Source organism: Paraburkholderia sp. MM6662-R1 (assembly GCF_050436245.1).
Classification (GTDB): Bacteria; Pseudomonadota; Gammaproteobacteria; order Burkholderiales; family Burkholderiaceae; genus Paraburkholderia; species Paraburkholderia tuberum.
In genome coordinates this window covers 1-26,158 of record NZ_JBNDLV010000006.1, presented here as the reverse complement: position 1 = coordinate 26,158, position 26,158 = coordinate 1, and the positions used below count along the sequence as shown (strand labels likewise).

The 26,158-nt window shown below is 63.9% G+C and carries 33 protein-coding genes; 5 read left to right on the top strand and 28 right to left on the bottom strand.

Going from position 1 to position 26,158, the window contains the following annotated elements:
- Nucleotide 1: 1 nt before the first annotated feature.
- From OKW39_RS43755 to OKW39_RS43720, 8 genes are all read right to left on the bottom strand, one after another.
- The gene (locus tag OKW39_RS43755; RefSeq protein ID WP_429565673.1) at nt 2-2,491 is read right to left on the bottom strand and encodes a transglycosylase SLT domain-containing protein; all 2,490 of its coding nucleotides are present in this window, start codon (nt 2,489-2,491) and stop codon (nt 2-4) included.
- A 64-nt stretch (nt 2,492-2,555) separates the two neighbouring features.
- Nucleotides 2,556-3,056, bottom strand: coding sequence for a hypothetical protein (locus tag OKW39_RS43750; protein WP_429565672.1), 501 nt, complete (start codon nt 3,054-3,056; stop codon nt 2,556-2,558).
- Nucleotides 3,049-3,327, bottom strand: a complete 279-nt coding sequence (locus tag OKW39_RS43745; protein ID WP_429565671.1) for a hypothetical protein — start codon at nt 3,325-3,327, stop codon at nt 3,049-3,051. Before OKW39_RS43745 ends, OKW39_RS43750 begins: the two co-directional genes overlap by 8 nt.
- Nucleotides 3,245-3,643, bottom strand: a complete 399-nt coding sequence (locus OKW39_RS43740; RefSeq protein WP_429565670.1) for a hypothetical protein — start codon at nt 3,641-3,643, stop codon at nt 3,245-3,247. The genes OKW39_RS43745 and OKW39_RS43740 overlap by 83 nt, the downstream gene beginning before the upstream one ends.
- 35 nt (nt 3,644-3,678) lie before the next feature.
- Nucleotides 3,679-4,113, bottom strand: coding sequence for a hypothetical protein (locus tag OKW39_RS43735; RefSeq protein WP_429565669.1), 435 nt, complete (start codon nt 4,111-4,113; stop codon nt 3,679-3,681).
- A gap of 10 nt (nt 4,114-4,123) precedes the next feature.
- The gene (locus OKW39_RS43730; RefSeq protein WP_429565668.1) at nt 4,124-5,848 is read right to left on the bottom strand and encodes a hypothetical protein; all 1,725 of its coding nucleotides are present in this window, start codon (nt 5,846-5,848) and stop codon (nt 4,124-4,126) included.
- An 11-nt stretch (nt 5,849-5,859) separates the two neighbouring features.
- A complete protein-coding gene (locus OKW39_RS43725) occupies nt 5,860-6,096 on the bottom strand; it encodes a hypothetical protein (RefSeq protein WP_429565667.1) in 237 nt (78 codons plus the stop codon).
- A gap of 11 nt (nt 6,097-6,107) precedes the next feature.
- Entirely contained in the window at nt 6,108-6,980 is an 873-nt protein-coding gene (locus OKW39_RS43720) for a hypothetical protein (protein ID WP_429565666.1), read from the bottom strand.
- A 70-nt stretch (nt 6,981-7,050) separates the two neighbouring features.
- On the opposite strand from OKW39_RS43720, the gene OKW39_RS43715 reads away from it, so the two are divergent.
- Nucleotides 7,051-7,923 (top strand): hypothetical protein, encoded by an 873-nt coding sequence (locus OKW39_RS43715; RefSeq protein WP_429565665.1) that lies wholly within the window; start codon nt 7,051-7,053, stop codon nt 7,921-7,923.
- On the opposite strand, the gene OKW39_RS43710 is transcribed toward OKW39_RS43715, so the two are convergent.
- The 10 genes from OKW39_RS43710 to OKW39_RS43665 are packed head-to-tail and all read right to left on the bottom strand — an operon-like array spanning nt 7,913 to nt 16,228.
- A complete protein-coding gene (locus OKW39_RS43710; RefSeq protein WP_429565664.1) occupies nt 7,913-8,560 on the bottom strand; it encodes a hypothetical protein in 648 nt (215 codons plus the stop codon). The genes OKW39_RS43715 and OKW39_RS43710 overlap by 11 nt on opposite strands.
- A 2-nt stretch (nt 8,561-8,562) precedes the next feature.
- Entirely contained in the window at nt 8,563-9,183 is a 621-nt protein-coding gene (locus OKW39_RS43705; RefSeq protein ID WP_429565663.1) for a hypothetical protein, read from the bottom strand.
- Nucleotides 9,107-9,406, bottom strand: coding sequence for a hypothetical protein (locus OKW39_RS43700; protein WP_429565662.1), 300 nt, complete (start codon nt 9,404-9,406; stop codon nt 9,107-9,109). The genes OKW39_RS43705 and OKW39_RS43700 overlap by 77 nt, the downstream gene beginning before the upstream one ends.
- Nucleotides 9,407-9,413: 7 nt before the next feature.
- Nucleotides 9,414-9,674, bottom strand: coding sequence for a hypothetical protein (locus OKW39_RS43695; RefSeq protein ID WP_429565661.1), 261 nt, complete (start codon nt 9,672-9,674; stop codon nt 9,414-9,416).
- Nucleotides 9,675-9,684: 10 nt separating this feature from the next.
- Complete coding sequence (locus OKW39_RS43690) at nt 9,685-11,133, bottom strand: hypothetical protein (protein WP_429565660.1); 1,449 nt, start codon at nt 11,131-11,133, stop codon at nt 9,685-9,687.
- 36 nt (nt 11,134-11,169) lie between these two features.
- A complete protein-coding gene (locus OKW39_RS43685; RefSeq protein ID WP_429565659.1) occupies nt 11,170-11,916 on the bottom strand; it encodes a hypothetical protein in 747 nt (248 codons plus the stop codon).
- The gene (locus OKW39_RS43680; RefSeq protein WP_429565658.1) at nt 11,913-12,833 is read right to left on the bottom strand and encodes a hypothetical protein; all 921 of its coding nucleotides are present in this window, start codon (nt 12,831-12,833) and stop codon (nt 11,913-11,915) included. Before OKW39_RS43680 ends, OKW39_RS43685 begins: the two co-directional genes overlap by 4 nt.
- 53 nt (nt 12,834-12,886) lie before the next feature.
- Entirely contained in the window at nt 12,887-14,083 is a 1,197-nt protein-coding gene (locus OKW39_RS43675; protein ID WP_429565657.1) for a hypothetical protein, read from the bottom strand.
- On the bottom strand, nt 14,073-14,444 hold the full coding sequence (locus tag OKW39_RS43670; protein ID WP_429565656.1) for a hypothetical protein: 372 nt from the start codon (nt 14,442-14,444) through the stop codon (nt 14,073-14,075). The genes OKW39_RS43675 and OKW39_RS43670 overlap by 11 nt, the downstream gene beginning before the upstream one ends.
- The gene (locus OKW39_RS43665) at nt 14,441-16,228 is read right to left on the bottom strand and encodes a phage portal protein (protein ID WP_429565655.1); all 1,788 of its coding nucleotides are present in this window, start codon (nt 16,226-16,228) and stop codon (nt 14,441-14,443) included. The genes OKW39_RS43670 and OKW39_RS43665 overlap by 4 nt, the downstream gene beginning before the upstream one ends.
- A 152-nt stretch (nt 16,229-16,380) precedes the next feature.
- Between OKW39_RS43665 and OKW39_RS43660 the strand changes: the two genes are divergently transcribed.
- The 4 genes from OKW39_RS43660 to OKW39_RS43645 are packed head-to-tail and all read left to right on the top strand — an operon-like array spanning nt 16,381 to nt 17,643.
- Nucleotides 16,381-16,647: a hypothetical protein gene (locus tag OKW39_RS43660; RefSeq protein WP_429565654.1), complete on the top strand. Its 267-nt coding sequence runs from the start codon at nt 16,381-16,383 to the stop codon at nt 16,645-16,647.
- A gap of 36 nt (nt 16,648-16,683) precedes the next feature.
- Nucleotides 16,684-17,100, top strand: a complete 417-nt coding sequence (locus OKW39_RS43655; RefSeq protein WP_429565653.1) for a hypothetical protein — start codon at nt 16,684-16,686, stop codon at nt 17,098-17,100.
- Between the two features lie 13 nt (nt 17,101-17,113).
- A complete protein-coding gene (locus tag OKW39_RS43650; protein ID WP_429565652.1) occupies nt 17,114-17,437 on the top strand; it encodes a hypothetical protein in 324 nt (107 codons plus the stop codon).
- Nucleotides 17,434-17,643 (top strand): helix-turn-helix domain-containing protein, encoded by a 210-nt coding sequence (locus OKW39_RS43645; protein WP_429565651.1) that lies wholly within the window; start codon nt 17,434-17,436, stop codon nt 17,641-17,643. Before OKW39_RS43650 ends, OKW39_RS43645 begins: the two co-directional genes overlap by 4 nt.
- Before the next feature lies 1 nt (nt 17,644).
- Here OKW39_RS43645 and OKW39_RS43640 read toward each other — a convergent pair whose 3' ends face one another.
- From OKW39_RS43640 to OKW39_RS43595, 10 genes are all read right to left on the bottom strand, one after another.
- Complete coding sequence (locus tag OKW39_RS43640; protein ID WP_429565650.1) at nt 17,645-20,257, bottom strand: phage terminase large subunit family protein; 2,613 nt, start codon at nt 20,255-20,257, stop codon at nt 17,645-17,647.
- Nucleotides 20,258-20,349: 92 nt separating this feature from the next.
- A complete protein-coding gene (locus tag OKW39_RS43635) occupies nt 20,350-20,586 on the bottom strand; it encodes a hypothetical protein (RefSeq protein ID WP_429565649.1) in 237 nt (78 codons plus the stop codon).
- Nucleotides 20,587-20,660: 74 nt separating this feature from the next.
- Complete coding sequence (locus OKW39_RS43630) at nt 20,661-21,254, bottom strand: hypothetical protein (protein WP_429565648.1); 594 nt, start codon at nt 21,252-21,254, stop codon at nt 20,661-20,663.
- A gap of 156 nt (nt 21,255-21,410) precedes the next feature.
- Nucleotides 21,411-22,232 (bottom strand): HNH endonuclease, encoded by an 822-nt coding sequence (locus tag OKW39_RS43625; protein WP_429565647.1) that lies wholly within the window; start codon nt 22,230-22,232, stop codon nt 21,411-21,413.
- Nucleotides 22,223-22,624 (bottom strand): hypothetical protein, encoded by a 402-nt coding sequence (locus OKW39_RS43620; RefSeq protein WP_429565646.1) that lies wholly within the window; start codon nt 22,622-22,624, stop codon nt 22,223-22,225. The genes OKW39_RS43625 and OKW39_RS43620 overlap by 10 nt, the downstream gene beginning before the upstream one ends.
- Nucleotides 22,625-22,801: 177 nt before the next feature.
- Complete coding sequence (locus OKW39_RS43615) at nt 22,802-23,050, bottom strand: hypothetical protein (RefSeq protein WP_429565645.1); 249 nt, start codon at nt 23,048-23,050, stop codon at nt 22,802-22,804.
- 24 nt (nt 23,051-23,074) lie between these two features.
- Nucleotides 23,075-23,392 carry a hypothetical protein gene (locus OKW39_RS43610; RefSeq protein ID WP_429565644.1) on the bottom strand — a complete coding sequence of 106 codons (318 nt, stop codon included), beginning with the start codon at nt 23,390-23,392 and terminating at the stop codon, nt 23,075-23,077.
- Nucleotides 23,389-23,937 carry a hypothetical protein gene (locus OKW39_RS43605; protein WP_429565643.1) on the bottom strand — a complete coding sequence of 183 codons (549 nt, stop codon included), beginning with the start codon at nt 23,935-23,937 and terminating at the stop codon, nt 23,389-23,391. Before OKW39_RS43605 ends, OKW39_RS43610 begins: the two co-directional genes overlap by 4 nt.
- Nucleotides 23,938-23,999: 62 nt before the next feature.
- Nucleotides 24,000-24,362, bottom strand: coding sequence for a hypothetical protein (locus tag OKW39_RS43600; RefSeq protein ID WP_429565642.1), 363 nt, complete (start codon nt 24,360-24,362; stop codon nt 24,000-24,002).
- Between the two features lie 88 nt (nt 24,363-24,450).
- A partial coding sequence (locus tag OKW39_RS43595; RefSeq protein ID WP_429565641.1) for an NUDIX hydrolase occupies nt 24,451-26,158 on the bottom strand: 1,708 nt, incomplete at its 5' end.

Below are 26,158 nucleotides of genomic sequence, written 5' to 3'. Positions count from 1 at the left end.
GTCAGTTCGAGATCGTGGCCCGCTGCACCCCGGAACCCCGCGGCACGTCAAACGAGGTATTCACCTGGTGCACAGTGCTCGAGCCGCCACCGTTGCCGGAGATCACGTTCATGTTGATGTCCAGGATGACCGTGTCCCGGGCGGCTTCGGTCTGGCCGCTGCCGCGCGCACTTTTGGCCTGCTTCGAGACGCTGCCCGTATACGACCGCCCTGAAGGATCCCGCTCGGGTGGCAGTTCGACAATCTTCGGATCAGGGTCGAGCCCCTGTGCGAACTGGTCCTTCGTGCCATCCTTCGAGACGCTGCCCGTATACGACCGCCCTGAAGGATCCCGCTCGGATGGCAGTTCGACAATCTTCGGATCAGGGTCGAGCCCCTGTGCGAACTGGTCCTTCGTGCCATCAAGTTTGACGTTGCCGTTGTGCTGCACCTTGGCGATGTAGTCGTTGCCAGCAGCGATGTTCTTTTTCACGCCATCGTAGTCACGCAGCGCCGCCTTCACGTCGCCGTGGCGCCGCTTGATGAGGTCACTGAGGTAGTGCCCGGCACCTTCCTGCTCGGAGTCGAAGTCGCCGATCTTCACGCCGTACCGCGCTGCCGTTTCCTTCATGAACTGGAAGTGTCCCTCTGCGCCTGCCGACGAAACACCGGTGTTCTTGCCGAAACTGGACTCGGTGCCATACACGCCGCGCAGCAGACCCGCAGGCAGGTTGTATTTGCGCTCGGTCGCATTGAGCTGCGCGGCGCGTTCGGGCGTGAAGCTGGCGGGTGTCTTGCTGGTGGCGGGCGTCTTTCCGCTGGTGGTATCGGCGTCCGGGACTTTCGCGGAGCCAGCGTCAACGGTTTGTGGCGACAACTGGCGGTTGATATCGTCGAGTTCCTTCTGCCGTGCCGCGCGCGTTTCCTCGGCGTTCAGTTCGCGACCGGTGGCGGGGTCCTTCATGGTCTCGCCGTAGTGGAACCAGTTCGCCGCCTTGCTCATCTGCTCGACCAGATCCGCGCGCCGTGACTTCAGGTCCGACACCTGCTTGTCGGACAGGCCACTCCCCTTACCCGTCGGCCCCTCCATCAGCTCCGGCGACACGCCCATGAACTTCGCGATCTCGACCACGTAATCCTTCATGGTGGTCATCGCCGGGTAAATCTTTTCGCCGAGGATGCTCTGGATCGTTTGAAGCGACGCGGCGGCATCGCGCGCGTCCGTGGCCTGCGTTTCCTCCTGGTCCTTGGTGGCCGCGATCTTGGCAAGCAGGGTCCTGAAATCCTCCGTGTTGCCGCCTTTCGCCGCCTCGAGCTGGCGCCGGTCGTCGTCAGTGAGCGCGCCCTTGCCGGTGCGGGCGGCCATGTTGCCGTAGACCCCGAGCAGGTCATCCTTCGACGTCGCCCCGCTGATCTTCGCGAGCGTGCGGATGCCGCTCTCGTTGACCGAGCCGATATCGACGCCTGACTTCTGCAGCAGCTGCCCGAGCCCGCCCATATCTTCGGAGCGCATGCCCATGAGGGCCGATGCCTGCTGCGGCGACGACAGGCCGAACAGACGCTGCATCGCGTTGAGTTCAAGCTCCGGGCGTCCCTTGAATTCCTTGTCGGCCAGCCGACGCACCGCCTCGAAGTTGGTTACATCCGGCTCCGAGCCAAGCAGCCCCTTAACGTCGACGCCGCGGTCGGAGAGATACTGCCCATACTGCGTATACGGGCTCTCCTTCGTGCCGCGCCCATAGATGCTCGCCCGCGTGGCGAACATGCCGCCTGCGGCCTGTGCGCGCGCCTCAAGCGGGTTGATGACACCACCGGCCTGATTGAACGCCTGCAGCATGAAGTTCTGCCCCGCTTCACCAGCCGCGCCCAGACCCGAAATCGATGCGTTGGCGCGCCCCAGGATGCTCGCGACGTTATCGGCAGTCATGCCGGGGCCACCCTGGTTGAGCATCCCGGCATAGGCACCGGTGAAGCCTGCGAGATTGGGCGATGACAGGCTCAGACGTGCGGTCGACGCAGCAAACGACTGCACCGCCTGCAGCACGTCCGAGGCGAGCGCGCGGCCACCGGTGCGATCAATGGCCTCGGCGAGCAGGAGCGCCAGCTCGCGATTGTTCTGCCGCGGGTCCATCGCGCGCATGCCACCGAAAAAACTCACGCCCGCGCCAGGCTGCATGCCGTACGCGCGTGCGAAACCTGTGGCACCGCGCGTCTCATCGGCGAGTGCGGCCGGCGTGCGATCAGCGCCGTGGCTGGCCTGCGTGAACTGCTCGGCGAGCTTCGCAAACTCCCGCGCGTCGACCCCCAGACCCTGTGAGGCGGTTTCGCTGGCTTCCTGCAACTCCCTGAAGCTCACGCCCAGATCGCCTAGCTGGCGCTTGAGCGCGTCGAGCGTCAGGTCGCGCTCCTTCGCCATGTCCGAGCCTTCGGACAGCATCTGCGCGCCCTTGAACGCACCGACGGCCAGCGTCGCGATTCCCGCGCCCTTAAGCAGCCCGCCAACGCCTCCCACGAAGCCGCCAGAGCCTCCTTCGGCCGCGCCTGCGGCGGCACCCGCACGCGCCCCTGAAATCGCCTCAGAACCGATCTGTGCGAGCGGACCGCCAAAACCGCTGACAAAGGCACCGCCGGTGCGGGTGACAACGCCGCCGACGCGCCGCGCCATCGTGGGGCGCTCTGGCGGGGGTAGGTGGGCCGGGCGGCAATGCGGGCACATTGGTCTGATCCCACGCTGTGCCGCGGGAGGCGTACGCGAACGCGCGCGAGCGGATCCGCTGCGCTGCCTTGGCGTCGGGGTGGACCTGCGACCAGTCGATATTCAGGATGCCGGCCTGCGCGTTCTGCCCGGTGCTTTTGAGCGCTTCGCGCAGCGCGCGCGAGCGTTTGAGCGCTTCCTGAAACTGGTCGTTCAGCCGCTTAAGGTCCTTCTCGGCCTGCTCGACGCCGACCGGTGTGAAAGGCTTGCGGCTGGTTTCGGCGACGGCCTTACCCAACTTGTTGACCGCCTCGGTCATTTCACCGATGACGGCCTTCGCGGCGTCCGGATTACCGCCAACGCCGATCTTCACCTCAGCCAATTTTCACCTCCTCCCAGTCATCGTCGCCCGTTGCAGGCGGCGTACCGTTTGCCTGGGCGGCTTCGCGGGCTTCGGCCTGTGCGCGGATACGTTCCTTCTCGGCCTCGAGGTCGAACTCGTCGTCCTCGTACTCTTCCTGCGCAGGATTGGCCTGGTAGTGGTAGGCCCAATACTCGGCCTCGATTTCCTCAGCCGTTGCCTGCAGAAAGCGAGGGTCCGTCGGGGCCAGACGGTACTGCTGGCGAAACCACAGCGCGTACGTTCGCGCCATCTCGCGGCCCCGCTGCCTTGCCGCCCTTGGCCGGTTTTGGTCGAAAGGACAACTCCTTTTCACGGAGCGCCGCAAAGACCGAAACGATCTTCTGGTCGTAGTCGTCATCAACCAGCGGGTCGAGGCTGTCCAGGTCGAAGCCGTCCGGTGCCTCAACGAGCAGCGTCTGGATCGTCACGTAGCCGAGCGCGGAGAGGTCGGCCATGCGGCCTTCCTCGTCGTAGAAACCGCCCGTGACCTGGTTGTAGCGACCGCGAATCTTGTAGACGTCACCGATCGAGCGCCGCGCAAAACAGAAGCGGCCAAGGCCGTCCACGTCGACGTGAAAATCCGAGGCGTGTGGAGCGCGGCTCATACAGCGGTACCCGCAACATCAAGCGCGTTGAACTGGCCGGTCTGCATCACGATCGCGTGCTTGGTGATTTCGAGATCGCCCGACGCATACGAGCAGCCAACGTACTTGCGCAGCAGCGTGCCGTCGTCCTTCGAATACATCTCGATATCGAACACCAGCCCCTGCAGCACGGCGTCGCCGTTCTGCATCGCCGCGCCCGCATTGATCAGCGCGCCGACGTCGAGCACCATGGTCTGGATGCTGAGCGTGTGCCGCGCCATCGTTGGTACGTACTCCTGTACGTGTATGTCCCCAATGCCGCTTGCAGGCTCGGGCGCATAATCGTCATTGGCCCGCACCGACTGCAGTAGCCCGACCTGCTGGCCACCGAAGGTGATGATGCAGCGGTTACCGGACCGGGTCTTGAGATTGACCTGCGACTGGATAGGCATCAGCTACTCCTTAGGCCGACACAGTGCCGGTGAACGGCACGGCGTAAATGGTGACGGCGATGTAGTTCGCGGGCAGCACCGGCGAGCACTGGAACGACACCGCAATCGCGTCGCCGACCGTGCTGGCGGTGATGTTCTTGTAGGGGGGGTTGGTGGCGTCGCCGGCGAGCACGCCAGGACCCTGCGGATCGGGAATCGCCAGCTGGCGCAACTGCGACTCAGTGATGCTCACCGAGCGCGCAAGCGTGATCTGGTTGTTCTTCGCACCACGCAGCACGTCCAGTGCGTTGCGCACGTTGTGCGCGACGAAGTCCAGCGCGGAGCCGACCGACTGCTCGACCTTGTCGTAGTTCGTGTTCGTGAGCCACGTTGAGATCGACTGCACGACCTTGTAGCCGGTGCGCGTGTTCTCGATGCACAGCACGCCACCGGTGATCAGCGGATCGGTATCGGTCGGGTTCAGCAGGTCGCGCTCGAGGCCCCGGAACGTCAGCGACTTGTTGGTCAGCGGCGTGCCCGGACTGACGCCCGAAAACGCGCCCGAGACTGCGGCGGCCGACAGGTACGGCGGGTTCAGCTGAAGGCCCGGCAGGATGCCCGTCGGGTCGTAGTCGTAGTAGCCGATGTGCACGAGCGACGTGCGGTCGCTGTTCAGGCTCCTGGCCTCGGCGAGCGCGAGATCATCGGTCGTGCCGAGCGGCATCCCGACCACGGCGCGGCGCTCGGCGCGGCCAATGGTCGACATGAACTGCACATGCGCGTCGGTCATCGCATGGATGCCCGGGTCCGACGTGACCGGCGTCACCCACTGGATCGCCTGCCCCTGCAGGACCGTGAGCGCATCCGACCATTGCTCATTGGTCGTCACGCCATCCGAGCCGCCCGACAGATAGGTCACCGGCAGCACCGCGGGCAACGTACCGGCGCCGGCCACACGCGTGGCGGTCACCAGCGGCTGCGCCGACCCGTTGAGCCAGTTCACCACGGCCTGCAGCACGGCGGGCACGTCGAACGGCGCCGTCTTGATGTCCTGCCCGGTCACGTTGTCGAGCCCGTTCAGGGTCGGCGCGTTGCCTGCGCCGCCATTGATGACCGCCGTGAAGCCCGCGAACGAGTTGATGTTGTCGACCAGCTGCTGCACGGTCGGAAACGCGTTCAGGTCGATCGTGGCGACATTGGTGCCGGTCGGTGCCTCGAGCGTGAGCGTCGAATTCGTCACCGACAGCGACGCGCTGGCCGCAGCGCCGGTGTACTGCACCTCGAACGGTGCCGAGTACAGGTTGTCCTGCGAATAGTTCGCAGTCCCCAGCGCCACCGTGGCCTTCAGGCCCTGCGCGGTACCTACCCCGACGGAGAGGTTGATCTGCTTCGTGTAGAGGCCGTAGTCGGCCGACTGCACGTTGATCACCGGCGCGGCGGCTGCATCGAGCAGCGTGAGCGTCGACGGCAGCGCCGGATTCACGCGCACGCCCACGACCGATGCCGGACCGCCCGTCTCGTTGCTCGGGTTGAACGCCTTCAGCACCGCCGTCAACAGCTCGCCGCTTTTCAGCGTGGCCTTGGCCTGTGCCGGACTGCCGAACGTGAGTGCCGTGTTCGGCTCCCCACCGGTTGAACGCCCAACGTACGCCGCGACATTGCCAACCGACAGGTTCTGGTTGTTCATGGCGTCGTCGTTGATCGCCGACATCGTGGCCGGCGAGATATACAGGCGACCGTTAAAGAAATATGGCATGACGGCGGTCCTCAGACGGGGGATTTGATGAACGCGTCATAGCGGGCCTGGAACGCCGATTCGACGTCCTTGAAGTGCCGTGCCTGCTTTTCCACAAACACGAAGCCATTCACCAGGCCGACTCGCTTGTCGCGCTGCGACAGCTCGATCGCGAACCGCTCGAGCGTCATTTCATGGGGCGTGGCCGCCTTAGCCGCTGCCGCTGCCGGAGCCGGTGCTGGCGTGTCCGCTGATGTTTCGTTTGCCATGTCGAAGGTCCTCAAGGTGCGGTGGGAACGGTGGGCTGGTCACTGGATGGCGGAGGCACTGCCGAGGCGGTGACGCTGACGTCAGTGACCGGACCGACCTCACCGAGCACGACCGCAGGCGCGACGCACGTGAAGGTGCCCTCCGACGCGTAAAGCGGCGGCTGCTGCGACATTTCGTTGACGTCGGTCTGGGTGAAATCGATCTGGTCCATGCCCGCAGCGTCGAAAACCGCGAGGTTCCCGATCACCAGGCGCCGGATTACCTTGCGCAGCGCGATGCGTTCGTCGGCGTTCTTCGACCAGCCGATGACCGATAGCTGCGTGTGCGCGAGCCAGCCCTCGGCGTCCGTGAACTGGCCGGTAAGCGCGTCGCGCTCGTCCTCGGAAACCAGCTCGCCGATGGCGCGCAGGCGACTGCCGTCCGACACCACCTGCACGGTGACGACCGGAAAGCGCGTGTCATCGAAAGCGGGCGGCGCATTGAGTACGGCGATGGCACCGCTCTGCGGGCTGAGCGAGCCGCGCGCGACCTCGATCTGCAGGCCGACATCAAGGCGCTCGCGCACAAGCGAGAGCACGTCGGTGGTCTGGTCGGAATAGGTCGCGGTAGGTGTGGCTGTGACGACGTCGCTGGGCGTCCACGACGTGCCGTCGAAATAGAACGCGCCGTAGGTGTAGGGCGCGTCATTGACAAGGCCGTCCGTGTCGACGAGGTACTTCTGCTGGTCGCCCTGGAACACCACGACCGCGTTCGGGTCGTCCTCGTCGACAAACGACGTCTGCGTCGTACGCAGCACCCGCCAGAGCAGCGCCGACGGCGGCGGCTCGAGGAAAATCCTCAGCGCGTTTCCAATCGGCAGCGGCGAGAGCTTCGAAATCGTCATGCCATCGACAATGGCGTCACGACCTCCGCCTGCGGCGTGACGCTACGCTCTGGAAAAGGAGTTTTTTTCGATGCCGAACTACCAGATCACCCTCGAACTGCCGTCCGTCTCCGACATCGAGCACGTCGTCAATGAGGCGGTATTTCCCCTGCTCGCGCAGGCGGTGCGCGCGATTGCGCAGGAAGCGCAACTGAACTGGATCGAGGCCGTCAAGAACGCCAAGCTGTGGAGCGGCGAGAAAACCCCGTATATCGACTCAATCAAGGTGAACTACCTGTCGGACTTCAGCGCCGAGGTGGTAAGCGACTACAAATACGCGTACGAGATCGAAAACGGACGCGCAGCAAAAGACCTGAAGGCGATGCTCAACACCGGCACGAAGGTCCGGCGCACGCTGAGTGGAAAGCGGTTCCTGGTGATTCCGATGCGGCACAACACACCGAAAAACAGCGCGCTCGCACCGCCGATGCCCGCCAGCGTCTATGCGCTCGCGAAACAGATGAAGCAGAGTTCTGTCACCGGCCAGGGCACACGCAGATCAGGCGAGGTCACGATCCTGTCGCCCACCACGGGGATGAGCGCTGCACCGCGACAAACCCCCTTCCTGACCGACCTGACGCGGCGCAATCCGTATACCGGCAAGGGGATGAACTATCTGGTGTCGCAGAGCAGCTACAAGTGGGGCGGGCACCTTACCCGCGCGATGCTGAAAGATGAGGCGCCGGATATCCGCAAGCGATACGCCGGCATGGTCCGCATGAAAGTGTCCACGGGCGGGAGTGCTTATTTGACGTTCAGGACGATGATGGAGGGCTCGAGCGGGTGGGTGGTTGGAGCAAAACCGGGGCTTTTTCTGGCAAAGAATGTCGCCGAGCACCTGCAGCCGATCGCCACCCAGGCGATTGAGGAAGCGATGCGCCAGGAAGGCTCGACTAGCGGTTAAACAGGTCGAAGTCGCGCAGGACCACCTTGCGCGGCAGACGCAGACCCTGCTGCATGTTGCGGTTTGATGGGAAGTTTCCGAAGCAGAAGTAGTCCATGAACTTCGTGCCCGAGATCGTGTACTGCGCGCCGGGCGGAGGCTGGCCACCGGCGGGCCACGATAGCGAGCCGTCAGCGGCCACGACGGGGATGCCCCCCTCCACCACCGCAGTGCCATCCAGCGTCAGCCAGAACACCCGCGTAATGGCCTGCGTGGCGAAGTACAGCCGCTCGGCCCCGCTGCCGCTGACGAGCACCTGCGAAAAGTGGTTGGTCGCATTGAGCGCGGTCATCCGGTCGTACTGCCCGATTTCATAGATCGGCGTGTTCTCCGGAATGGTCATGACGACATCACCCTGCTCGTAGACCCCGAACTGCGCCCACTCGCGCTGCGACGACTGGCCAGACAGTGCGGCCACGCCCGTGACCGGCGCTGCGAACTGCCGGCCGCGACCGAAACACAGCGGACAGCCCGGCTTGCCCATGCCCGAATGCCGGTCGGCGCACGGACACGCGTCGGAGCTGTACCACTGGTACTGCTGGCCGATGTTGCCGGAGCCACCGAGAAAGCGGTTGAACGCGTCGGGATTGAACTGCATGGCTAGAGCACGCCGAGCTGGATACCGTGAATCGACGTATACAGACCACCGTTTGACCCTTTCGGTCCGAACAGCGTCTCGTTGATCCCGTCCTGCCACTTGTCGTAGTCAAAGCTGTTCGACTGCGACAGCCCGTCTGCGGAGATCGATGCCGAGCCCGGCAGGAACGACGTGCGCATGAGCTTCAGGATCGCCATGCGCTTGATGACGTCGACAAGGTCGTACCAGTGCGGCGCGAAGCTGGTGCTAAGGGTGCCGTTCGCGTTGACGATGCCGCAGCGGTAACGCACCTGGATCGCCTGCGGGTACGTCTGCCCACCGCCCATCACCTGCAGCGCGTACGCGCCCACTGGCGACACCGCCGCGGTCGTGGTGGGCACCAGACGCAGATCGCCGTACTTCCGGTCGATGCGGATCCAGTCGGAGGGCACGGTGAAGTTCTGCAGGAACGGCGAGGGAAAGGCGACCACGACCGAATGGACCGCCTGCACCGGCTGGAACGGCAGCCGCATGAGGCCCCACCGCTCGCCCCGGAACATGCGCGGGTCATAGTCGAAGTTGGCAATGAGCGCGTAGCGCGTGGATGCCGCCTCGAGCCGCGTCGATTTCCGCCTGCGGCGCATCGTCCGGCACCACCTCGACCGGGCTGAAAAACACCCGCAGGCTGCGCTCCGCTTCGGCCTCGGCCGCGAGCAGTTTGTCCCACAGCATGTCGTCGGAAACCGCGCCCATGTTGATGTACTGACCCGCGCCCATCGCGAGCAGCGCGCGCAGATCGGCGAGCGCTGCGGTCCGGTCGGTGAAGATGACCGAGGGCGCAGACGCGTCAGCTACCGGGTCGGCCACGACACCCTCACGCAGAGGTTTGACCGGCCCCGGCCGCCGCAGGCGATTCCGCATCCGGTGCCGCCGGCTTGGACGACGACGCAGGCACCGCGCTGGCCTCCTGCGTGTCGGCCTTGGGCGGCAGCACCTTGACGTAGCCCTCGATCTTCAGGAACAGCGCAGCGACATCGTCCTCGATCTCTTCCGAGATCACGCCGAGCTTGTGCTCGAAAAACTTAACGCCGTTGATCACGGTCGCCGCGTTCGGCAGCTTGCAGAGAATCTTCATCTGCCACCCCTTAGAAGGGTTTCCACACGGCACCGCTCGGGACGATGTTCTTGATCACGACGTGCTGGTTGCGCTTCGAGATCCGCAGGTAACCGCAGATCATCTGCAGCCACGGGATGATCGGCGAATTCACCGCAGCCATCGGAATCTTCATCATCGGCAGGTACTGGCGCCATGCAATTGCATGGTCCGATTCCGACATGTTCAGCACGAACGAGCAGGTCGAACCCGGGATATCGGCGTTCTCGTCGACATACGTGGTCGTGGCACCGCCGCTGGCCGGAATGCGCGCCATTTCGCGCAGGTCGGTGAGCGCGTTGGTCCCGTTGCGGCGACCGCGGTAGATCACATAGCCGGTTTCAAGCCGCGAGGCCGACGCCGTGATCAGCAGGCTCATCGAGCCGCCGACGACAACTGCGGCCTGCCCCGACAGGACAATCTGCGACTCGCCGTTCTGCGTGATGCCCGTTACGCCGTAGTAGTAGTTGCCGTCCTGGTTGGTGGCCCACTTCGAATTGACATCGACTGCGACCGGAGTCGCGGCGATGCTCGCCGGCTGGAATGCGTTGTTCGCCACCGCGACCTGCAGGTGCATCGGGCTGCGCAGTTCGAAAGGCTTCTTGAGCTTCTCGTCGCGAATGAACACGTCATTACGGGTCTTGATCTCCCCGTATGACGTCTGCACCCCGGTCACTGCCGTACCGCGCACCGTTGCGTTGGCCTGACCGTTCAGGATGATCCGGAAAGCCGGATCGAGGTCCATGTTCAGGTCGGTCTGGACCGACGGCGGCAGATAGATATCCGTCGCGCGCCCGAAGTTGCCGTAGCCGAAGATCACCTCGGCGGCCTTCGCGATCGGGTCGATGGCGTTCAGCGCACCACCCGCCAGATCGATGACATGGTCGTCCGAGCCCAGGCTCTCGATCTGCTTGCGGATGCCCGGGAACGCGAGCGGCGTGACCGTATCGTCACCTTCAAACAGCGTCACCTCGATATCCGTGAGGAGCTGCTTGGTCCCGTTCGTCGTTTCGATGGTGACCGCGTCGACCTGGTTGTTCTGGCGTTCGAGAACGATCGGGATCTTGCGGTAGGTCGACAGATATTTGACCTTGCCGACCATACGCGTGTACTGGCCGTTAGTCTCCATCGCCGCGCCGTCCTGCGCGTTGAACGTCCCACCGAAGAAGCCGCCGATATTCGACTGCTCCGTCCATTCATCGAGCACTGCGGTTGCGGGCGGCTTCGGCAGCTGGTTAAACAGCGCGAAGTGCTGGTTATCCTGGACAGTGGCCTGCAGGTTCAGATCGAGCGACTGGATACGAATTGCAGAACCACCCTGCATCCCGGCGACATCCGACTCGTAGCCCGCCGTGAGGGACTTCTGCAGTTCCTCGAAATCGTCCGCGCCCATCGCACCTGCGGTGGTCATGCCGGAAGTATTGCCGGTTTGGAATTCCATGATGCTTATAACCTCCGAAAGAAACCGTCGATGCGATCAAGCGGCGAAAATGCGTTCAAGAAGCTCTTTTTGTGGGACCGTGCCCGCGTTCAGCGCTGCCTCGACCCTGGACGCCTCGGTGCCCGTGATGCGCTTCGCCGTCAGGGCGGACATGGCCTTCGCGAGAATTTCCCGCTTCGTCGGCAGCTCCTGCTGCTGCCTGCGGTTCGCGTTGGGCTTGTCGAGCACGGTGACCGTGCTCACGCGCCCGCGACCCTGCGAGCCGAGCGCCTTCAGCGACTTCTGAAGCGTCTCGTTGGTGGTCTTCAGCGACTCGATATCCTTCTGCGCCGCTTCGAGGCTCGTGCGTGACTCGGCCACCGCCGTCGTGAGCGACTTCACGAGTTCGAGCGTCGAGCCGAACGACTTCATGTACATCTCGTTGTCAGCCACGCGCGCGGTCTTTTCGGCCTTGACCTGCGCGGTAAGCTGACTGACGAGCTGCGAGCCGTCGAACGCCTCCATTTCGGTGCCGTCCTCGAGCGTCAGCCGGAACGACTTACCCAGCTGCTCCTCGCCGTCGTCGTCACCGTCGCCGTCGCCGCCATCACCGTCGCCGCCCTTGCCACTGTCGTCGTCGTTCCCGGTGTCGTCGTCCTCGGAGCCATCTGCGCCGCCAGCGGATTCGCCATCTGCGGCAGCCGCCGCGATCTTCTTGTCGTCCTTCTGTTCGCCAGCGGCAGACAGCGACTTGGCAAGCACCGAAGCCTCGGCGATGGCGCGCGTCAGTTCTTCGAAATTCATGAGGTTTGCTCCTTGATGCCGCGTTTGAGATCGTCCAGGAACCGCTCCACGTACTGCGCAGCGGCGTCGTTCGACAGACCGAAACGCGAACCGGCCTCCCGTACCATGGCCTGCTTGTCGTCGGCGGCAATCGCGCCGATGCCGATTTCATGCGCCAGCGCTTCGCGGAACTCCGCGTAGGTCATGGCGACGCCATCAAGCGACTGCATGCGCACTGCGCTGCCGCCCGTGAGGGTTGCGGAGTCGGTGCCGTAGCCCGCCTCCAGCGACTTGCGCATGTCGATGCCGTGTGCGCCCCAGCACTTCGCAAGCACACCGAACGGCACCGTCGAGCAGACCGGCAGATTCGGATTCACGGGCGTTAGGCTCATTCCGATGTTTGACCAGCGGACCTTGTTGATCACCGGGTACCGGCTGCCCGTCTCGGAATCGATCTCGATGGACTTCGCCAGCACGGCGCCGCCGATCGACGGAAACCAGCGCTTCGGCGGGTTCAGTTCGGTAATCGACGACCAGAACCGGTTCGCCCGGTCCGCTGTTGGCCCGCTGCCTGCATGAATGCGTGCCTTCACAAAGGTGCGGTCGACGTCGAGCCGCACGTCAACCGGACGGCCTATCTCGTAGTCCTCGTAATCGGGAATACCGGCGAAGCCCGTCTTCGGGTTGGGCCGACCGATCAGCGAAAAATGTTCGAGGTCGACGTTGCCGAACTGCAGGTAGTAGTCGGCCGACTCGGACAACGCCTTCTGCAGCACGATCTCGTTCTGCAGGTCGCGTGTCTCGTTGGATGCTTCGAGGTAAATGAAGCGTTCGCCGCCCTCGGACGCGGGCGTGGCCTTGAACAGATCCCCGATGCTGATATAGCTCGGGGACGCGTCCAGAAGCGCCTGATCGGAAGTGGCGAAATCACGATTCATGACGGCAGCATGGCGTCACGACTTTTTAAGGCGGAAGGCCTGCAAGCTTTTTTTCAGGTCTGCGCGAGCGCTTCAGGGGTCTTCCGGTGCTTCGCAAAGTGAGCGTCGAGCCACGATGCAAACTTCGGGTCGTCGGTGGGGCGGGCCTCTTCGAGCACGGTCCATATTCCCCGACAGTGGGGATGGACGGTGCCTGCGGGGATGCTCCACAATTCTGCGGGCGTGCGCTCGACCAGCTCGTCGTCCACGCGCTTGCGCTTCGCACCCGAGCGGCCGATGTTCGATTTACCGCACCAGACCTCGGTATCCCAGTCCTTGTCCTTCTTGTCGGGCGACACCACCGTGAGCACGGTGCCGTTGATCTTGCGGCAGAACGGACACGCGCCGCGGTACTGCTCGATGCGCCGCACGCGCGTGCCGGGTTTGAGCGAGGCAATCAGTCCATTACCGGCGTTGTCCCCGACCTCGGTCACGGCAATGCGGCGCCAGTCACGGTTAAGCGTGGCGAACTCGTCGAACAGCTGCGTCTGCAACGCCTGCGCAGGAGGACGCGCACCGAGCCGCGCCTGCTCCTCATGGGCCATGATCACGCGCTTAAGCCGGTGCCGGGTGCTCTCGGTTACTGCCTGCACGTTATCTGCGCAGCGCGCATAACCGTAGTCGAGCACCGACTGCACGACCGGCGGCGGATCGAACGTGCTGCGTGCGGCAGGCAGCGTGGTGGGCAGCGCCGCGAGCAGCCTGTCCGCCTGGACCACCGGCAGCTTCTCGACGTTCGCCTGAATTTTCCCCATATACACCGACCGCACCGCGAGCCACTCGGCCTCGGTCTGCAGCGCATCGAACGGCATGTAACGGCTGACGAGGTAGTCGATGAGCAATGACCAGTCTGCGGCACCAAACTCCGCCGGCGGAATGTTCTCGAGATAGATCTTCACCAGCGCAAGTTCGTGCGCATCAAGCCGGGCCGGGTTAAGGGGCGCAGGGGCGGCAGGGGTGCTGGTGCCGGGCGTGTGGTGCTTGCCCTCAAGCCACGCGTTCAGTTCGTCCCTGACCTTCTCAAGACGCAGCAGACCACGCGAGGAGAACAGCTCGATCAGCGAGCGCACGAACGGACTCTCGTGCTGCGCCCAGATATCCGGAGCGTCGCCCTCCTCGCCCGAAATGGCCTTGGCAAGCGACTCGAGCGCATGGTCCGTGCAGCCGCAGGACAGCGCGCCGATATCGAGGAACACCGACTTATGCAGCATCGTCGTCCCGGTCCTTGCCCTTCTTCCTGCCCTTCTTCGTGTCGACATGGCCGGTCACTTCATGCCAGTGCACGCGGTGGTCCCGCGCGTCGTCGTCCTGCACCGTGAGGCCATCCCTGCCGGTGGCCGCGACCTTGCCAGCACCGACGAACGATCCGGCCTTGAACGCCACCGTGTGCCCTTTCTCGACGTTGTGCGGGCCGAACTTGCTCTCGGGGTTGTGCGCGGCCAGCATCGCGAGCAGACCGGCGAACTTGCCGGTGTCGGGCGCTTCGCTGTCGTCTGCGTCCTTCGTCACCTTGACGGTGGGCGTTGCAGCCTGCTCGCGCCTGGCGAGCGATTTAATGAAAAGCGGCGTCACGTCAGATCCTCCAGCGAATACACCGGCGGCAGCCCGAATGCCTTTCCGAAGTCGGCCGCGGGCGGCTCGCCGAAATCCGGCTCACCCGCCGTTTCGTCCGGCGCGTCGTCGGTCGTCTCGGTGTCGTCTGCGTCCGGCGCGTCCGGCGCATCCGGATCGTTGGCCGCATCTGCGTCGGCACCCGGGATACCCTTGTTGTCGCCACCTTCCTCCCCTTCCGCGCCTTCCTGTCCTTCCGGCTGCGGTGGGGGATTGAACTGGAGCCACGCCTGCAGCGCTGCGGGGTTGGCGACCGGCGCGTCGCCGAGTGGACCCTTCACGGCCTTTTTCCCTTCCTCGGCCCTGATTTCATTCCAGGAGAGCATGAGCTTGCGCATCTCCTGCTTGTTCTGCGCGTCCTCCGGATCCAGCCCGGTCCAGCGGAACACCAGATCCTCGGAATACTCGCCGATGATGAAATCGCTGATGAGGTTCTCGTACTGCGCGAGCAGCGGACGCAGCCCCGAGTCCTTCGACGCGGCCAGCTTTTCACCGGTGTCCGAGCCCGCCAGCGGCGACGTGTTGCTGCCCGAGAAGCTGTCGAAGTTGATCTCCGACGGCGACATGCCATACAGCGCGCAGATGATCGACGTGAGGAACGTCATCCACTTGGCGAAATACATCTCGTTGAACTCGACGCCGAACCGCTCGAATGCGGCCTTCGACTCCTGGTCCTTGCTGACCATGACGGGGAGCGCCCAGGAGTTGTTGATGCCCTGGACGAGCGCATTCCAGTAGCGCCGGAAGGCCCGAATGTCGTTATCGTCGTAGTTGCCGGTGAGGTGCAACATGCCCTTCGGGATCGAGTTCGAATCGAATCCCTTGATGTTGTACGTCATGGCGTTGAGGTAGCCCGTCACTACGCGCACGAGCAACTCCGTCTCGGACACGCCATAGCCCGCGCCGTTGACGTCCGTGCGGGGATTGCGCGGCTCGTAGATCAGGTCGTTGTGGGTGTAGGCGGCCCGGATCGCCCCCTCCACCACCTGCAGCGCAAAAATCTCGTCGTCGCCGCGATAGCCCTGCTCGGTGCACAGCCGGATGGTTGCGCCATCGACCGCATAGAAGCCATCAATGCCGAGCGCCCGGTTGCGTTTCCACTCCGTCTCGATCGGCGCAGAATCCATCGTGAGCGCGTCGCGTACGCTTTTCGCCATGAACTGCGAGAACGAATCGCGGTGCAATGACTTGCGCAGCCGCGGCCTGAACTGCCAGCCGTTGTTCATGATGAAGCGGTTCAGCAGCCCGATCGATTCGGTTTCCGACCTGGTGAGCTGGTGGGCGCGGTCGACGTGGCGGATTTCGAAGCCCGGCACCTCGTTGCCTTTTTCCGCGATGCGGCAGAAGCGCTGCACCTGCCGGATGCGGGTCATGATGACGCCGTTCAGGATCGGCGTCTGGCTGACCATCATGCGCAGCGAGTCGTACGACAGCACCGACGGGCGCTCCCAGAACTCGCCCTGCACATTGATCTTGTTTTCATCCAGGATCACCGACTGCATCCCGCGCTTATGCTCGCGCGCGGCGAGCGACGGAAACGGCACGACGTTATCCGCCACCGCCTTGACCAGCGGCTCGCTGCTGAACTGGTGCATCGCCTCATCAATGATGCTGCGCACATGCTCGGGCGGCAGCAGGTCCGAGGCCGTCGGCATGTGTTCACGCTGCAGGCCAGCCAGTGCGTCGACCCGCTCGTCCGCAGGCGCGGCAGGATCAAAGGCGGCCGAGGTGGCTTTATCCGGCATTGAAGAACCCCTATGGTTCCCGCCAGACTAGTGTCACGACACGGCCCACCCGATCTGCTTACGGCGCATAATCGACTTGAACAATGGCGGGTGACCGCTAATATTCCAGCTTGACGAGCAGAAGTTTATCAACCGGTAACCACGGGAATCTGATGCCACACGTCCCCCCTGCTGTCGCGCAGGCCCAGCGGTATGCCGAGGCCCAGCGGTATACCGAGGCCCGCAACGCGCAGCGGTACCGGCTGCGGCCCGACACCTGCCGCAACTGCGCCCACCTCCAGTACGAGGTCGAGCACATCAGGGGCACGAAGCCGTGGGACCAGTACGAAGTGAGGCCGGTGCGGACGAACCCGCGCTGCGGCCTCGGGGATTTCCCCGTCGTCACCAACGCCGTCTGCGACCGGCACAAGTCGCAGTAACCCCCTTTACTCATCTACTCATTTACCCATCCAGCTATGAGCAAACGATCCAGGGAAAGCCATGCACGCCTTGAATTTGACGACGCCGTTGATGGCAACCACTCCCTGGCGGAGGCGCTCGAAACCGAACTGCGGCACGAACGGCAGCGGGCGCAGATTGCTGAGGCCGCGCTAAGGCGCGCACAGGCCGCCGTTGCCTTCGCTGGCCGCGTGTTGAAGGAACACCGCAACGACGGCATGCCGGACGACGTGGACGGCGCGTGGCTGCAGGAAACGGCCCTCGCATGCGGGCTGCTCGTACAGCGCGAGATGGACGGCCCCTGCATGGAGGAAGCCTGCGCATGCGCCGAGGTGAACTCCGGCTGGCCGGTAACGTGTTTTTTCCTGTCGGAGACAGGCGCCGAAGCGATCCGTGCGGCCGACGAAACCGAAGGGAACGCCCATGCTGCCTGACAATGACCTGTTCATGTCGATGCTGAAGGACAGCGAACGGGTCATCGCCACGATCCTGAAAGACTTCGAAACGTCCAGCGCCAACATGAAGGCGTTCGAAAAGCTGGCCGACCTGTACCGCACGAACCCGGATGAGGTCAGCACCGAACGCGCGCTGGCTGCGTGCGCGAAGTCCCTGCGCCACCTCAACGACGTGAACCGCCGCATGCTGCTGCTACTGCTCGTCTATGCGAGCGGTGGAAGCTACGAGACTGATACGGCGAAGGTGCTGATCAAGCTGGGACGTGGCGAGGATGCGCTGCGCGAGATGATGCGTAAAAAAATGGGCGGTCAATGAAGCTTGCAATCCCCACCTGCGAGGAAGTACGTGCGCTGCGCCGGGCCGCGCGGCTGAGCCAGTCAAAAGCCGCCGCCCTGGTGCATCTGAGGTCGCCACGCATGTGGTCGGCCTACGAGCGCGGTGAGCGCAACATCGATGCGGCGCGCTTTGAACTGTTCCTGATCAAGGCCGATCTGCACGCCGGTTACTGCCGCCGCGCCTGACCTATTCCGGCACGTACAGCGGGCACGCCGCGTCGCTGGCGCGCACCAGCACCTCGCGCTCCTGGCAGTAGCCGTGCTGCCGGTCGAACGACGCGCATCCGCCGCAGGTTGACGCGTCGGCCGCCTCCGTCTCGACGAGCAGCCGGTTAAGCAGGTGATTTTTAGTGCGCGCGCCGGGCAGCGCCACGACGTCCTGATTTCTGGGTTCGTCGGGCAGCAGGAACGAACTGGTGCCATAGGCGCGGCACCACGCCGAGCACGCCATCATGAACGAGTAGCTGAAGTGCGGATCAATGCCGATCTTCAGCACCTTGCGGCGCATCTTGTGCTCGTCGTCGTCGGTCATGGTGACGAGCGCCGTCTTCATGAAATGCTCGAACAGCACGTCTTTCAGGATCGCCACCGTGCGTGGCTCGCCGCGGTCAATGATCTGCTGCGTGAGCGCCTGCGGATCCGGGAACAGGATCATCTGCTTCTGGATGCGCCCGAACGCCCACGACATCATCTTGTACTGGTCGAGCGTGACCGTGTAGCGGTCGCGGTACTCGGCAGCCGTGCGCCGGTCGTTTTTCGTCACCACCGCGTCGCCCCAGCGCAGCATGTCGTCCTCGATGATGGTATACGACGCGACGAGAAACACCTTGCCCGAGTGGCGCGCCGCGAACTGCTTGGCCGAGTCGTAGTTTGGCAACTGCTCGCACACGGCCACCACGACGCCGTACTCCACCATCAGGTCATCGAGCCGCGCCCACGGATTCAGGCCGTGAATCTGCTCGGCGTGGACGAGTGCCATGCGCCCGTCGGCCATCCGCTCGATGATCACCACGCACGACATGCCGCCCATGTTGTCGATGCCCATGAAGGTGCGCCGCGCCGTCTTTTTCCACACCAGACCGGCGAGCATGCCGAGCCGCGCGCACTCGTTCAGCGCAGCCAGCGTGATAGGCGTCTGGCGCGGATCGACGTACGGCTTGCCGAGCTTCCGGTTATAGAAGTTCTTCATGTCGTCGGCGTTGTGGTACGCCTCGATGATGTTGCGCGCCGAAATCGTCGTGGACAGGAACTGCGGGAAGTGGACCGACTCGGGCATGACCTCGCCATCGTCAGACAGCCAGCGCCGGCGCATCGGGTCCCAGGTCCCGGCGCGGTTGCGCCACTCGCCGTCCTGTGCGTCATTGATCCACGCGCCGCAGCCGACACACACGTACCGGTAGTCGAGCGTCTCCGAGTCGTAGCGGATGCACTCGGGGAAGTGCTCATCAAGCACATGCGAGACTCCGCACGACCGGCAGCGCGTCCAGAACTGATGCATCGTGCCGCGCTGGTACAGGTAGTGGATATCCCGATCCGGCCAGTTCGCGGTGGAGCCCGCCATCGTGAACTTGATGCGCGAGGCGGACAGACGCTCGCTCACCTTCTCCATGTCCTTGACCTGCATCTCCTGCACCTCGTCCAGCGCAAGCAGATCGAGCGGCACCGACTCGGTCGCGCCCTTGCCCGAGGTCCACAGGAAGTAGAACGACGACGATCCCAGGTTGCGGATCATGACGTTTCCCTCGCCGGCGCGATGGCTCGCTCCGTCCGGATCGACCATCAGCCGGTAGGCCGAGGGAATGGTGCGCAGCAGGGGCACGAAGCGCTGGCTTGACTTGATGCGCGCGAGATTCTGGTCCGGCAGATACAGGCCGACGGCGGCTGGCATGAACTTCAGCGCCATGTAAATCTGTGCGAGAAGCTCCATGATCGTGAAGCCCACCTGCGAGCACTTCATCATGACGACCATGCGCTCATACGCGTCCTCGATGGTCGACGGGATGAGGTCGTAGATGAACCACATCGCGGGCCGGTCATCGAGCGTGAACGGGTGGCCGTCCACCTTCAGCCCGTCTGCGGCCAGCCGGTTACACCACTGCCGGAAGGTTTCGTCGCGCCCGATCAGCGTCTGCCCGGCCGACAGTTCGATCGGCGTGCTGATGAACTCGCCGTCGCGCTCCTGGGCGAACACCTCCGGCAGCATCGCTGCCCGGTCGGCTTCCACCTTCGTCTGGTCCAGATAGGGGTTGTCCGAGGCGCGCAACTGGAACGTCGCCCAGCGGTCGTCCGACCCGGCCAGCCGGGCGATTTCATGAAAGCCGTTGCGCACCCCGAGCGGCTTGGAAAAGAACCAGGCATGCCCGCGGTGTTTCGCAAGCATCGGCTCGAGCACGTCCGACCAGATATCGTGGATGCGTGGCACGAGCGCCGCATCGTCGACCACCACGAGCGCCAGCTGGTCCCACAGTTCGATGATCTGGGCGTCGAGCGAGAAAAAGAAAATCGAGCCACCGTTGATGAGGTCGACGCGCGAGCGGTCGAGGCGCCCGGTGAGCAGCGGCTGTACGACCTGGAACACCCGGCGCTTGGCCGTGAGCAGCGCATCCGCATCCGGCACGAACAGACCCACCGGGTAGCCGTTGAGCGCCCCGTATTGCGACGTCAGCAGGGTGTCGACCGCGAGCGTGCTCTTGCCCGCCTCATGGCCGCCGTGAACCACGTTAAAGCGCGCGGTGCTGGCCCGGATACGCTCCTGCTCGGTGAACAGTTCGGGGAAGTCGATCTCGAATGCGGTCTGCACGATGAAAAGCCTCGAAAACCCGGGGAGAGTTCAACGATGGCGTCACGACGCAGAATGCAAAACGCCAGCGCGAGGCTGGCGTCAGGGCTGGTTCAGGCGAGGACCGTGTGTCCGTTGCCGTTCGGGCCAAAGTCCCATCGCCACATGCCGTCACCGGCGGGGACGACACGGTGCCCTTCCTGGGTCGACCAGCGGGCGAGTAGTTCAGCCGCGGTGTCGCGCGGCACGCCGGCGGCCACGACCAGCGCCATGGCGTCGAAGCGTGCGTCCTCGTCGGCGGGCGTGTTATCGCACACATAGACCCAGGCGTTCAGTTCGAGAGTGTCCAAGAGTTTCTCCATCACGTTAAAAGCGAAACCCATGTTTGCATCGGCGTACGAAGCACGTCACGAACTATAAAAACTCATTTACCGCTGCGGTGCTTCTTCGCTTCCTCCATCGAGTCGGCATGCACGCGGTGCTTGTCGTCCTTCCAGACGCGATGGTCCGACTCGAGATGGCGGTACTCGGAGACAGGCGTGCCGTCATGCATCGACTTGCCCTCCTTGCCCGTTTTCCAGTATTCACGGCCACCGAACTCCATCGTGTGATCGTCCTTCACCTTCGCCTTGCCGATCACGCTCGGATGCGGATCGAGCGCGGGCTTGGCCTTTGGTTTCGGTTTGGGCTTCGGCTTGTCCGCAGCCGGATCCTTGCCCTGCGGTTTGCCTGTGACCGCGCCGACGACGTCGGGGGCCTTTTCATGCGCCTGCGGCTTGTGCCCGAGCGCGTGATCGCGGTCCCAGATATCCTTGATCTCGTGCGGCTTGTAGCCCTTCTCCTTGAAGTACGCGTGGTCCGACGGCTCGTACATCGGGTGCTTCTTCAGCGAAGCATGCGTCACGGTCGTACCGGCGGTCGCCGCCTGCACCTTCGTGTCGTGCGCGGCGACCACCGCGCCATCCTTGCGCGTGTACGAACCGACGTGGGCCTTCAGCAAAACAACGGGCTTGTTCATGGACGTCTCCGGGTGCCTGTCGCCACGGTAGCGTCACGACGCGCGCGAGCCGCAGCACATAAAAAAATGGGCATCCCCGAAGGGATGCCCCAAACACACACGCAGCCTTAAAACGACCGCGTGACCTACACACTTATACCGCCCGCCGTTACGTAATCATTTGGCTACTCCGGTGATCTGCATCACAGTGCATGCACTTACCGTCGCCATAATGCGTACCCCTTCAAATTGCTCGTAGTGACTCGCCGCTGTCGGGTCAAGACTGACCAGGCCGTCATCGGATATGATCAGTAAGCCCGCATCGTAGAGAGCATGAAGGTCTCGTCGCAGCAGAATCCCGTCGTCCGATGTGTTGTGCCCGTCGCGCCAATTCCGTCCTGCAAGGTGGGCGGCTTCAACCGCTTCCGGCACGTCACACCCGCTGATCACGCACATCCCTTGACACGCGCGATAGACCGCTTCGCGGAAATCTGCCTGGTCCGGGCGCGCCTGGACTTGATAGAAACGCTCGAGTTTGGCCTCAAATCGACTCGCCGAAACCACCATTGCTGGTGCAGCCCGGTCGAGGTCAAGCGCCAGCGGGATAAGCCGCTCGGCGCGGGGCATTGATACTTCAAAGCCCGCTTTACGAATCTCATCTACAAGCTGCTGGATGCGGCGCTGCTCGCATGCATCGCGCATGCCGCGCATGATCTCTACAAGCACTGAATCATCGACGCGCGCCCGATCAATACGCGCGCGGCGGAAATACAATTTGTCCGCCAGGTCTCTCGTCCAGAAGCCGCCATCACGATCAGCGCGATCATCTGCCTTGTCCGCACAATCTGTCACGAGGCGGCTCACCCGCTGCCGGCTCACCTGGTAGCCTCGGTCGCGAAGCGTTTGCATCATCCTGTGCGGGTTGGCCTGGTCTTCTGCAGGCAGGTCGAGGACCAAAATGAGCATGTCTGTGTCATTCGATACGCGATTCAACAACATGATTTCAGGTCCTTTTGTTGTATGTGCACGCGCGGCGGGTCGATCACGTCGACATGCGATGCGGCCAGCGTCACCGGGTCATACATCCCGAACATCACCGCGAGCCGCATCGCGATTGTCGGACGCCCGAGCTTCTCGAGATAAATGATCGCGCCAGCGCACATGCTCTCCCGCCCACTCGCGCGGTAGCTCCCCTCCTCGTCCCATTCGCCGCCTGTGCGGTCGTTGTGGACCGTTTTATGGCAGTGGAAGGTACTGGAGTCGTCCATTAGCAGGCCGGTGACGATGCCCTCCAGTCGACCGGGCGCGAGATCAATCGCGCCCTCCTTGCGAAACGGGCAGTTCGCGCACGGGCGGCGCAGCGCAAAGAACGTGTCAAGGATCGTCTTCACTTCACCTCCAGATCGTGTGTCTCAACGATAAACGGTAAAACGCAATGCCGATCAGGATGACCAGCCACAGGACCTTAAGCACCTCGGGAAAGGCGATAGCGAACAGCAGAAAAATGACAAGAAACGCGAACATGGTTATTCCCCCGACGCTTAACCCGGTTGCTGGCCCTGATCAGGTCAGTAGCGCGAGGCGAGGTGGCCAGCAGGCAGGCACTGCACGTCGACCGGCACCGGCACCAGCTTGTCGCGCCAGCGTGCCTTCGCATAGACGACCGTGGCACGCTGCCCCGCGCCTTCGCACTCCTGGATCGCGGCCGACACCTCGGAGCGCGACATGTAACCGATTTCCTTGTCCTCCACGATTGGCGTCGAACCGCAGGCCGCGAGCAGGCCCGCGAGCAGGCCCGAAATAATGATCGTTTTCATGGTTTGATTCCCCGTTTCGTTTATTCAGTACGACTCAAAACCCGCCTCAACCAGCCGTCTCCAGAAGGCCCTGCATTCGGCGCGCGTATAGATGCCGTTCGGTTCGTCCTCGCAGCGCCAGTTAGTCGAATGCACACGCATCCATTCCGGGTGGCCCTCGACAGGGCAGAAGGAAACGCTGATCGTGTGGCCCTTGCATGGGCGGTCATCAACATACTGGAGGCGGCGGCTCTGCTGGTCCCACCACAACGATGCGTGCTTGAACAGGCACGCCGACGTCGGCGTGTCATGGTTGAAGCGCGCGACGAGATGGGACGCGGCCCGGTGCGAGAGGCGATTCATGGAATCGCCTTCAGGGACAGAGCGAGCGCCTCCTCGAACGGCAACTCGTTCAGTACTACGGCACCCGGGTGGCGCTTCTTGAGGTCCGCGAGCAACAGCATCGGATCGGTCCCCCTGGTGCGCGGCTTGCAGAAAAACTCTTTGCCATCCTCAATGAACAGAAGGCGGTCCTTCATTTCGCGCTTCAGCCGCCGCGAAAGGATGCGGGCGACCTCGAGGTCGTTGACCAGGTTCTCCACCACGACATCGGGCGTGTGCGGCATCGTCTCGCCATAGGCCTCATACGTCCCGAGCGAGAGGCAGTACGCCCAGAACGCACCCTCCTCCGGCGTGCCACGCATCGTGACCGGCTGGTCCTTGTGATCCAGCGCCGGGAATTCCACCGGGACCTTTCTCGAATCCAGCCAGCTAAAGCGCGACGGGCCACCGTGCGCGTCATCCATCACCGCCGCGACAGGCGCGCCGTTGCGCAGCAACGTTGCGTTAAAGCCGAGGCCCTCGCGACCATTGAAGGTCTTCACCTTCGAAACCGAGTACGTGTCCATACAGACTCACCGTTGAATGTACGAAAGGCCGGGCGTACCCGGCCTTCGAAGGCAGAAGGAGATCAGCGCACCGGGTGCTTGTTGAAACCCTTGCGCGGCTCGGTGCCGTACGGCGGGACTTCCTGCAGCGCGGCCATCGTGGACCAGATGCGGACGTAGGCATCGTGCAGCGAGGCGTCGGCCACCGAGTCCTTGAAGTTGCCGTAGTCGATGTGAAACAGGTGCGAGGCAATCGCATCCGACACAACCCCGCGCGGCAGATGCGCGCGGAACTGATAGTCGCGGCGCGACAGCGTGACGACCTCGGTGCTCTGGCCGAACACGGCCTCGATGTCGCCCTTGCGGCGAGCGCGCACGGTGAGGGTGGCGGCGTCGCCAGGCGTGGCGACGATGGAAAGGAAAGCGTTATTCAGGCAGATCCACATGGCGGGTTCCCCGTTTTGTTGAGTAGGTGAACCCATACTGCCATCGGTTTCGCGACGCACATAGTACTTTCTGCGTCTAACGCAGAATTTAACCCTGAAGCCCCATCAGGTAAGCGCGCCGGGCGATCAGGGTTTGCGCCAGGCGCTTGCGCTCCTCCTGGGTGCCGGGGCCGTATTTCGCGCAGAGCGCCGAGATCTCCTCCGGCGTGACCGCCGCGACCCGGGCAATGCCCGCCTGCAGTTCGTCATGGGTAATGCCGCCGAACACCGACGCCGACTGCGGGTTCTTGCCGCTCGTCAGGGTGTCCAGCTCGCCCACCTCGTCACCGAACGCCTTGCCCTTCGGGGCACCCTGCGCGCGGAACAGCAGCGAGCCGCCGACGTCGACGCGCATCGCATTGCCGTGCGGATCCTCGAGCAGATTGTCGTGCTCGAGCCCGACCACATCCCAGTTCGCGAGCCATGCGTCGACCGCGAAGCCGTCCATGACGCCGCCAATGCTCTGCGCGTCGCCCTTGATCTTCTTCAGGCCCGGCACGACACGGGACGCGATGCCCGTCTTGCCCCCGAGCGTGACGTGTTTCAGTTCCGGCACCGCGACACCGGCGGCCTCGTACAGCTTCGAGGCGAGAACCTCGTTCTTCGCGATCGCGGTGGACTTCGGCACCTTCACGTACCAGGGCACGCCGTCGGGGTCGGTAAAGAAGCCGCCCGGGTTCGAACCGGCCGCCTTGCCGGTTTTCTCCCAATCGTCTGCGGTGTCCAGCAGACCGGCGGGCGACTTGATACCGGCGAGCGTGGCCACGCCACGATCCACGCTCCGGTTCAGTTCGCCGTGCACGTCCGCGCGCGGCGCGAGCACCGCAGCCTGCGTCTCCCAGCCCATCGCCGACGGCGTGCCGCCAACGCGGCGAGCGCGGTAGTAGCGGGTCATGGTCTGTCCGCGCTCGACGTCGCCGATGAAACCGGTGATCTCCACCTGCAGGCCGGACTCCTCGAATGCTTCCTTGATGGCGGTGGCCTGCAGCGAGTGACCCTCGTCGGCGTGGCCCTTCGGGAAGGTGGTGACGTAGCCGGCGAACGCGTTGGAGGGCTTCACCATCCACACGCGACCGTCCGGCTCCTCCACGACGACGCCAGCGGCCGGTGCCTTGCCCTTCGTCTCCATGTCCGGCTCTTCGAGGTCGGGCATCTGACCGGGCACGAACGCCCAGCCTTCGTCGGTCTTGGGATGATCGGTCCACGGCGCGAACGCAACACCGTTCAGGGACGCCGGTGTCTCGCCTGCCGGCACGAACACCGCGACAGCGGCAGGATCGGTCCAGGTGGCCGGTGCCGACGGCGAGGAAGGCTCGTTGACCTTGAACGGCTTGCCATCCTCGCCACGCTGCGGGTGCGTGACCGCATTCGGCCAGGAGGGCTTGCTGAAGAACGAGCCCTGCGAGCCGCCCGTGAGCTTCGGCGAGGGTTTATGCGTAGTCTTGCCGGTGGGCGCGGGATAGGGCCAGCCGGTCTTGTCAGCGGTTTTGGCTGTTTTGGCAGTTTTGGCGGGAGCCGCAGGCACCGCCGTGACGGGTGCCGTGTCGCCCAGGTCGAGCGGCTGCTTGGTGTTCCACCCCGGCCATTGGGCGGTCGTGGCCTTTTTGGCGGGCTTGATGACCGCCGGTTTGGGCTTGGCGACGACCTTGGTCTGGTGTTCGGGAACGAACACGCCATCCTTGCGGAAATAACCCTTTACACGCGATTTGAAAAAGACGACGGCCATTGTGGCACCCGAACGGGAATTGTTCGGGCGG

Bases quoted from the DNA above. Each gene is read 5' to 3' on its own strand.
- OKW39_RS43615 (WP_429565645.1), bottom strand. From the start codon at position 23,050: ATGAAAACGATCATTATTTCGGGCCTGCTCGCGGGCCTGCTCGCGGCC.
- OKW39_RS43745 (WP_429565671.1), bottom strand. From the start codon at position 3,327: ATGGCGCGAACGTACGCGCTGTGGTTTCGCCAGCAGTACCGTCTGGCC.
- OKW39_RS43675 (WP_429565657.1), bottom strand. From the start codon at position 14,083: ATGCTGCATAAGTCGGTGTTCCTCGATATCGGCGCGCTGTCCTGCGGC.
- OKW39_RS43665 (WP_429565655.1), bottom strand. From the start codon at position 16,228: ATGCCGGATAAAGCCACCTCGGCCGCCTTTGATCCTGCCGCGCCTGCG.
- OKW39_RS43710 (WP_429565664.1), bottom strand. From the start codon at position 8,560: ATGCAGTTCAATCCCGACGCGTTCAACCGCTTTCTCGGTGGCTCCGGC.
- OKW39_RS43735 (WP_429565669.1), bottom strand. From the start codon at position 4,113: ATGCCTATCCAGTCGCAGGTCAATCTCAAGACCCGGTCCGGTAACCGC.
- OKW39_RS43650 (WP_429565652.1), top strand. From the start codon at position 17,114: ATGTCGATGCTGAAGGACAGCGAACGGGTCATCGCCACGATCCTGAAA.
- OKW39_RS43645 (WP_429565651.1), top strand. From the start codon at position 17,434: ATGAAGCTTGCAATCCCCACCTGCGAGGAAGTACGTGCGCTGCGCCGG.
- OKW39_RS43715 (WP_429565665.1), top strand. From the start codon at position 7,051: ATGCCGAACTACCAGATCACCCTCGAACTGCCGTCCGTCTCCGACATC.
- OKW39_RS43660 (WP_429565654.1), top strand. From the start codon at position 16,381: ATGCCACACGTCCCCCCTGCTGTCGCGCAGGCCCAGCGGTATGCCGAG.
- OKW39_RS43605 (WP_429565643.1), bottom strand. From the start codon at position 23,937: ATGGACACGTACTCGGTTTCGAAGGTGAAGACCTTCAATGGTCGCGAG.
- OKW39_RS43610 (WP_429565644.1), bottom strand. From the start codon at position 23,392: ATGAATCGCCTCTCGCACCGGGCCGCGTCCCATCTCGTCGCGCGCTTC.
- OKW39_RS43680 (WP_429565658.1), bottom strand. From the start codon at position 12,833: ATGAATCGTGATTTCGCCACTTCCGATCAGGCGCTTCTGGACGCGTCC.
- OKW39_RS43695 (WP_429565661.1), bottom strand. From the start codon at position 9,674: ATGAAGATTCTCTGCAAGCTGCCGAACGCGGCGACCGTGATCAACGGC.
- OKW39_RS43600 (WP_429565642.1), bottom strand. From the start codon at position 24,362: ATGTGGATCTGCCTGAATAACGCTTTCCTTTCCATCGTCGCCACGCCT.
- OKW39_RS43730 (WP_429565668.1), bottom strand. From the start codon at position 5,848: ATGCCATATTTCTTTAACGGTCGCCTGTATATCTCGCCGGCCACGATG.
- OKW39_RS43725 (WP_429565667.1), bottom strand. From the start codon at position 6,096: ATGGCAAACGAAACATCAGCGGACACGCCAGCACCGGCTCCGGCAGCG.
- OKW39_RS43630 (WP_429565648.1), bottom strand. From the start codon at position 21,254: ATGAACAAGCCCGTTGTTTTGCTGAAGGCCCACGTCGGTTCGTACACG.
- OKW39_RS43685 (WP_429565659.1), bottom strand. From the start codon at position 11,916: ATGAATTTCGAAGAACTGACGCGCGCCATCGCCGAGGCTTCGGTGCTT.
- OKW39_RS43705 (WP_429565663.1), bottom strand. From the start codon at position 9,183: ATGCGCCGCAGGCGGAAATCGACGCGGCTCGAGGCGGCATCCACGCGC.
- OKW39_RS43690 (WP_429565660.1), bottom strand. From the start codon at position 11,133: ATGGAATTCCAAACCGGCAATACTTCCGGCATGACCACCGCAGGTGCG.
- OKW39_RS43720 (WP_429565666.1), bottom strand. From the start codon at position 6,980: ATGACGATTTCGAAGCTCTCGCCGCTGCCGATTGGAAACGCGCTGAGG.
- OKW39_RS43655 (WP_429565653.1), top strand. From the start codon at position 16,684: ATGAGCAAACGATCCAGGGAAAGCCATGCACGCCTTGAATTTGACGAC.
- OKW39_RS43625 (WP_429565647.1), bottom strand. From the start codon at position 22,232: ATGTTGTTGAATCGCGTATCGAATGACACAGACATGCTCATTTTGGTC.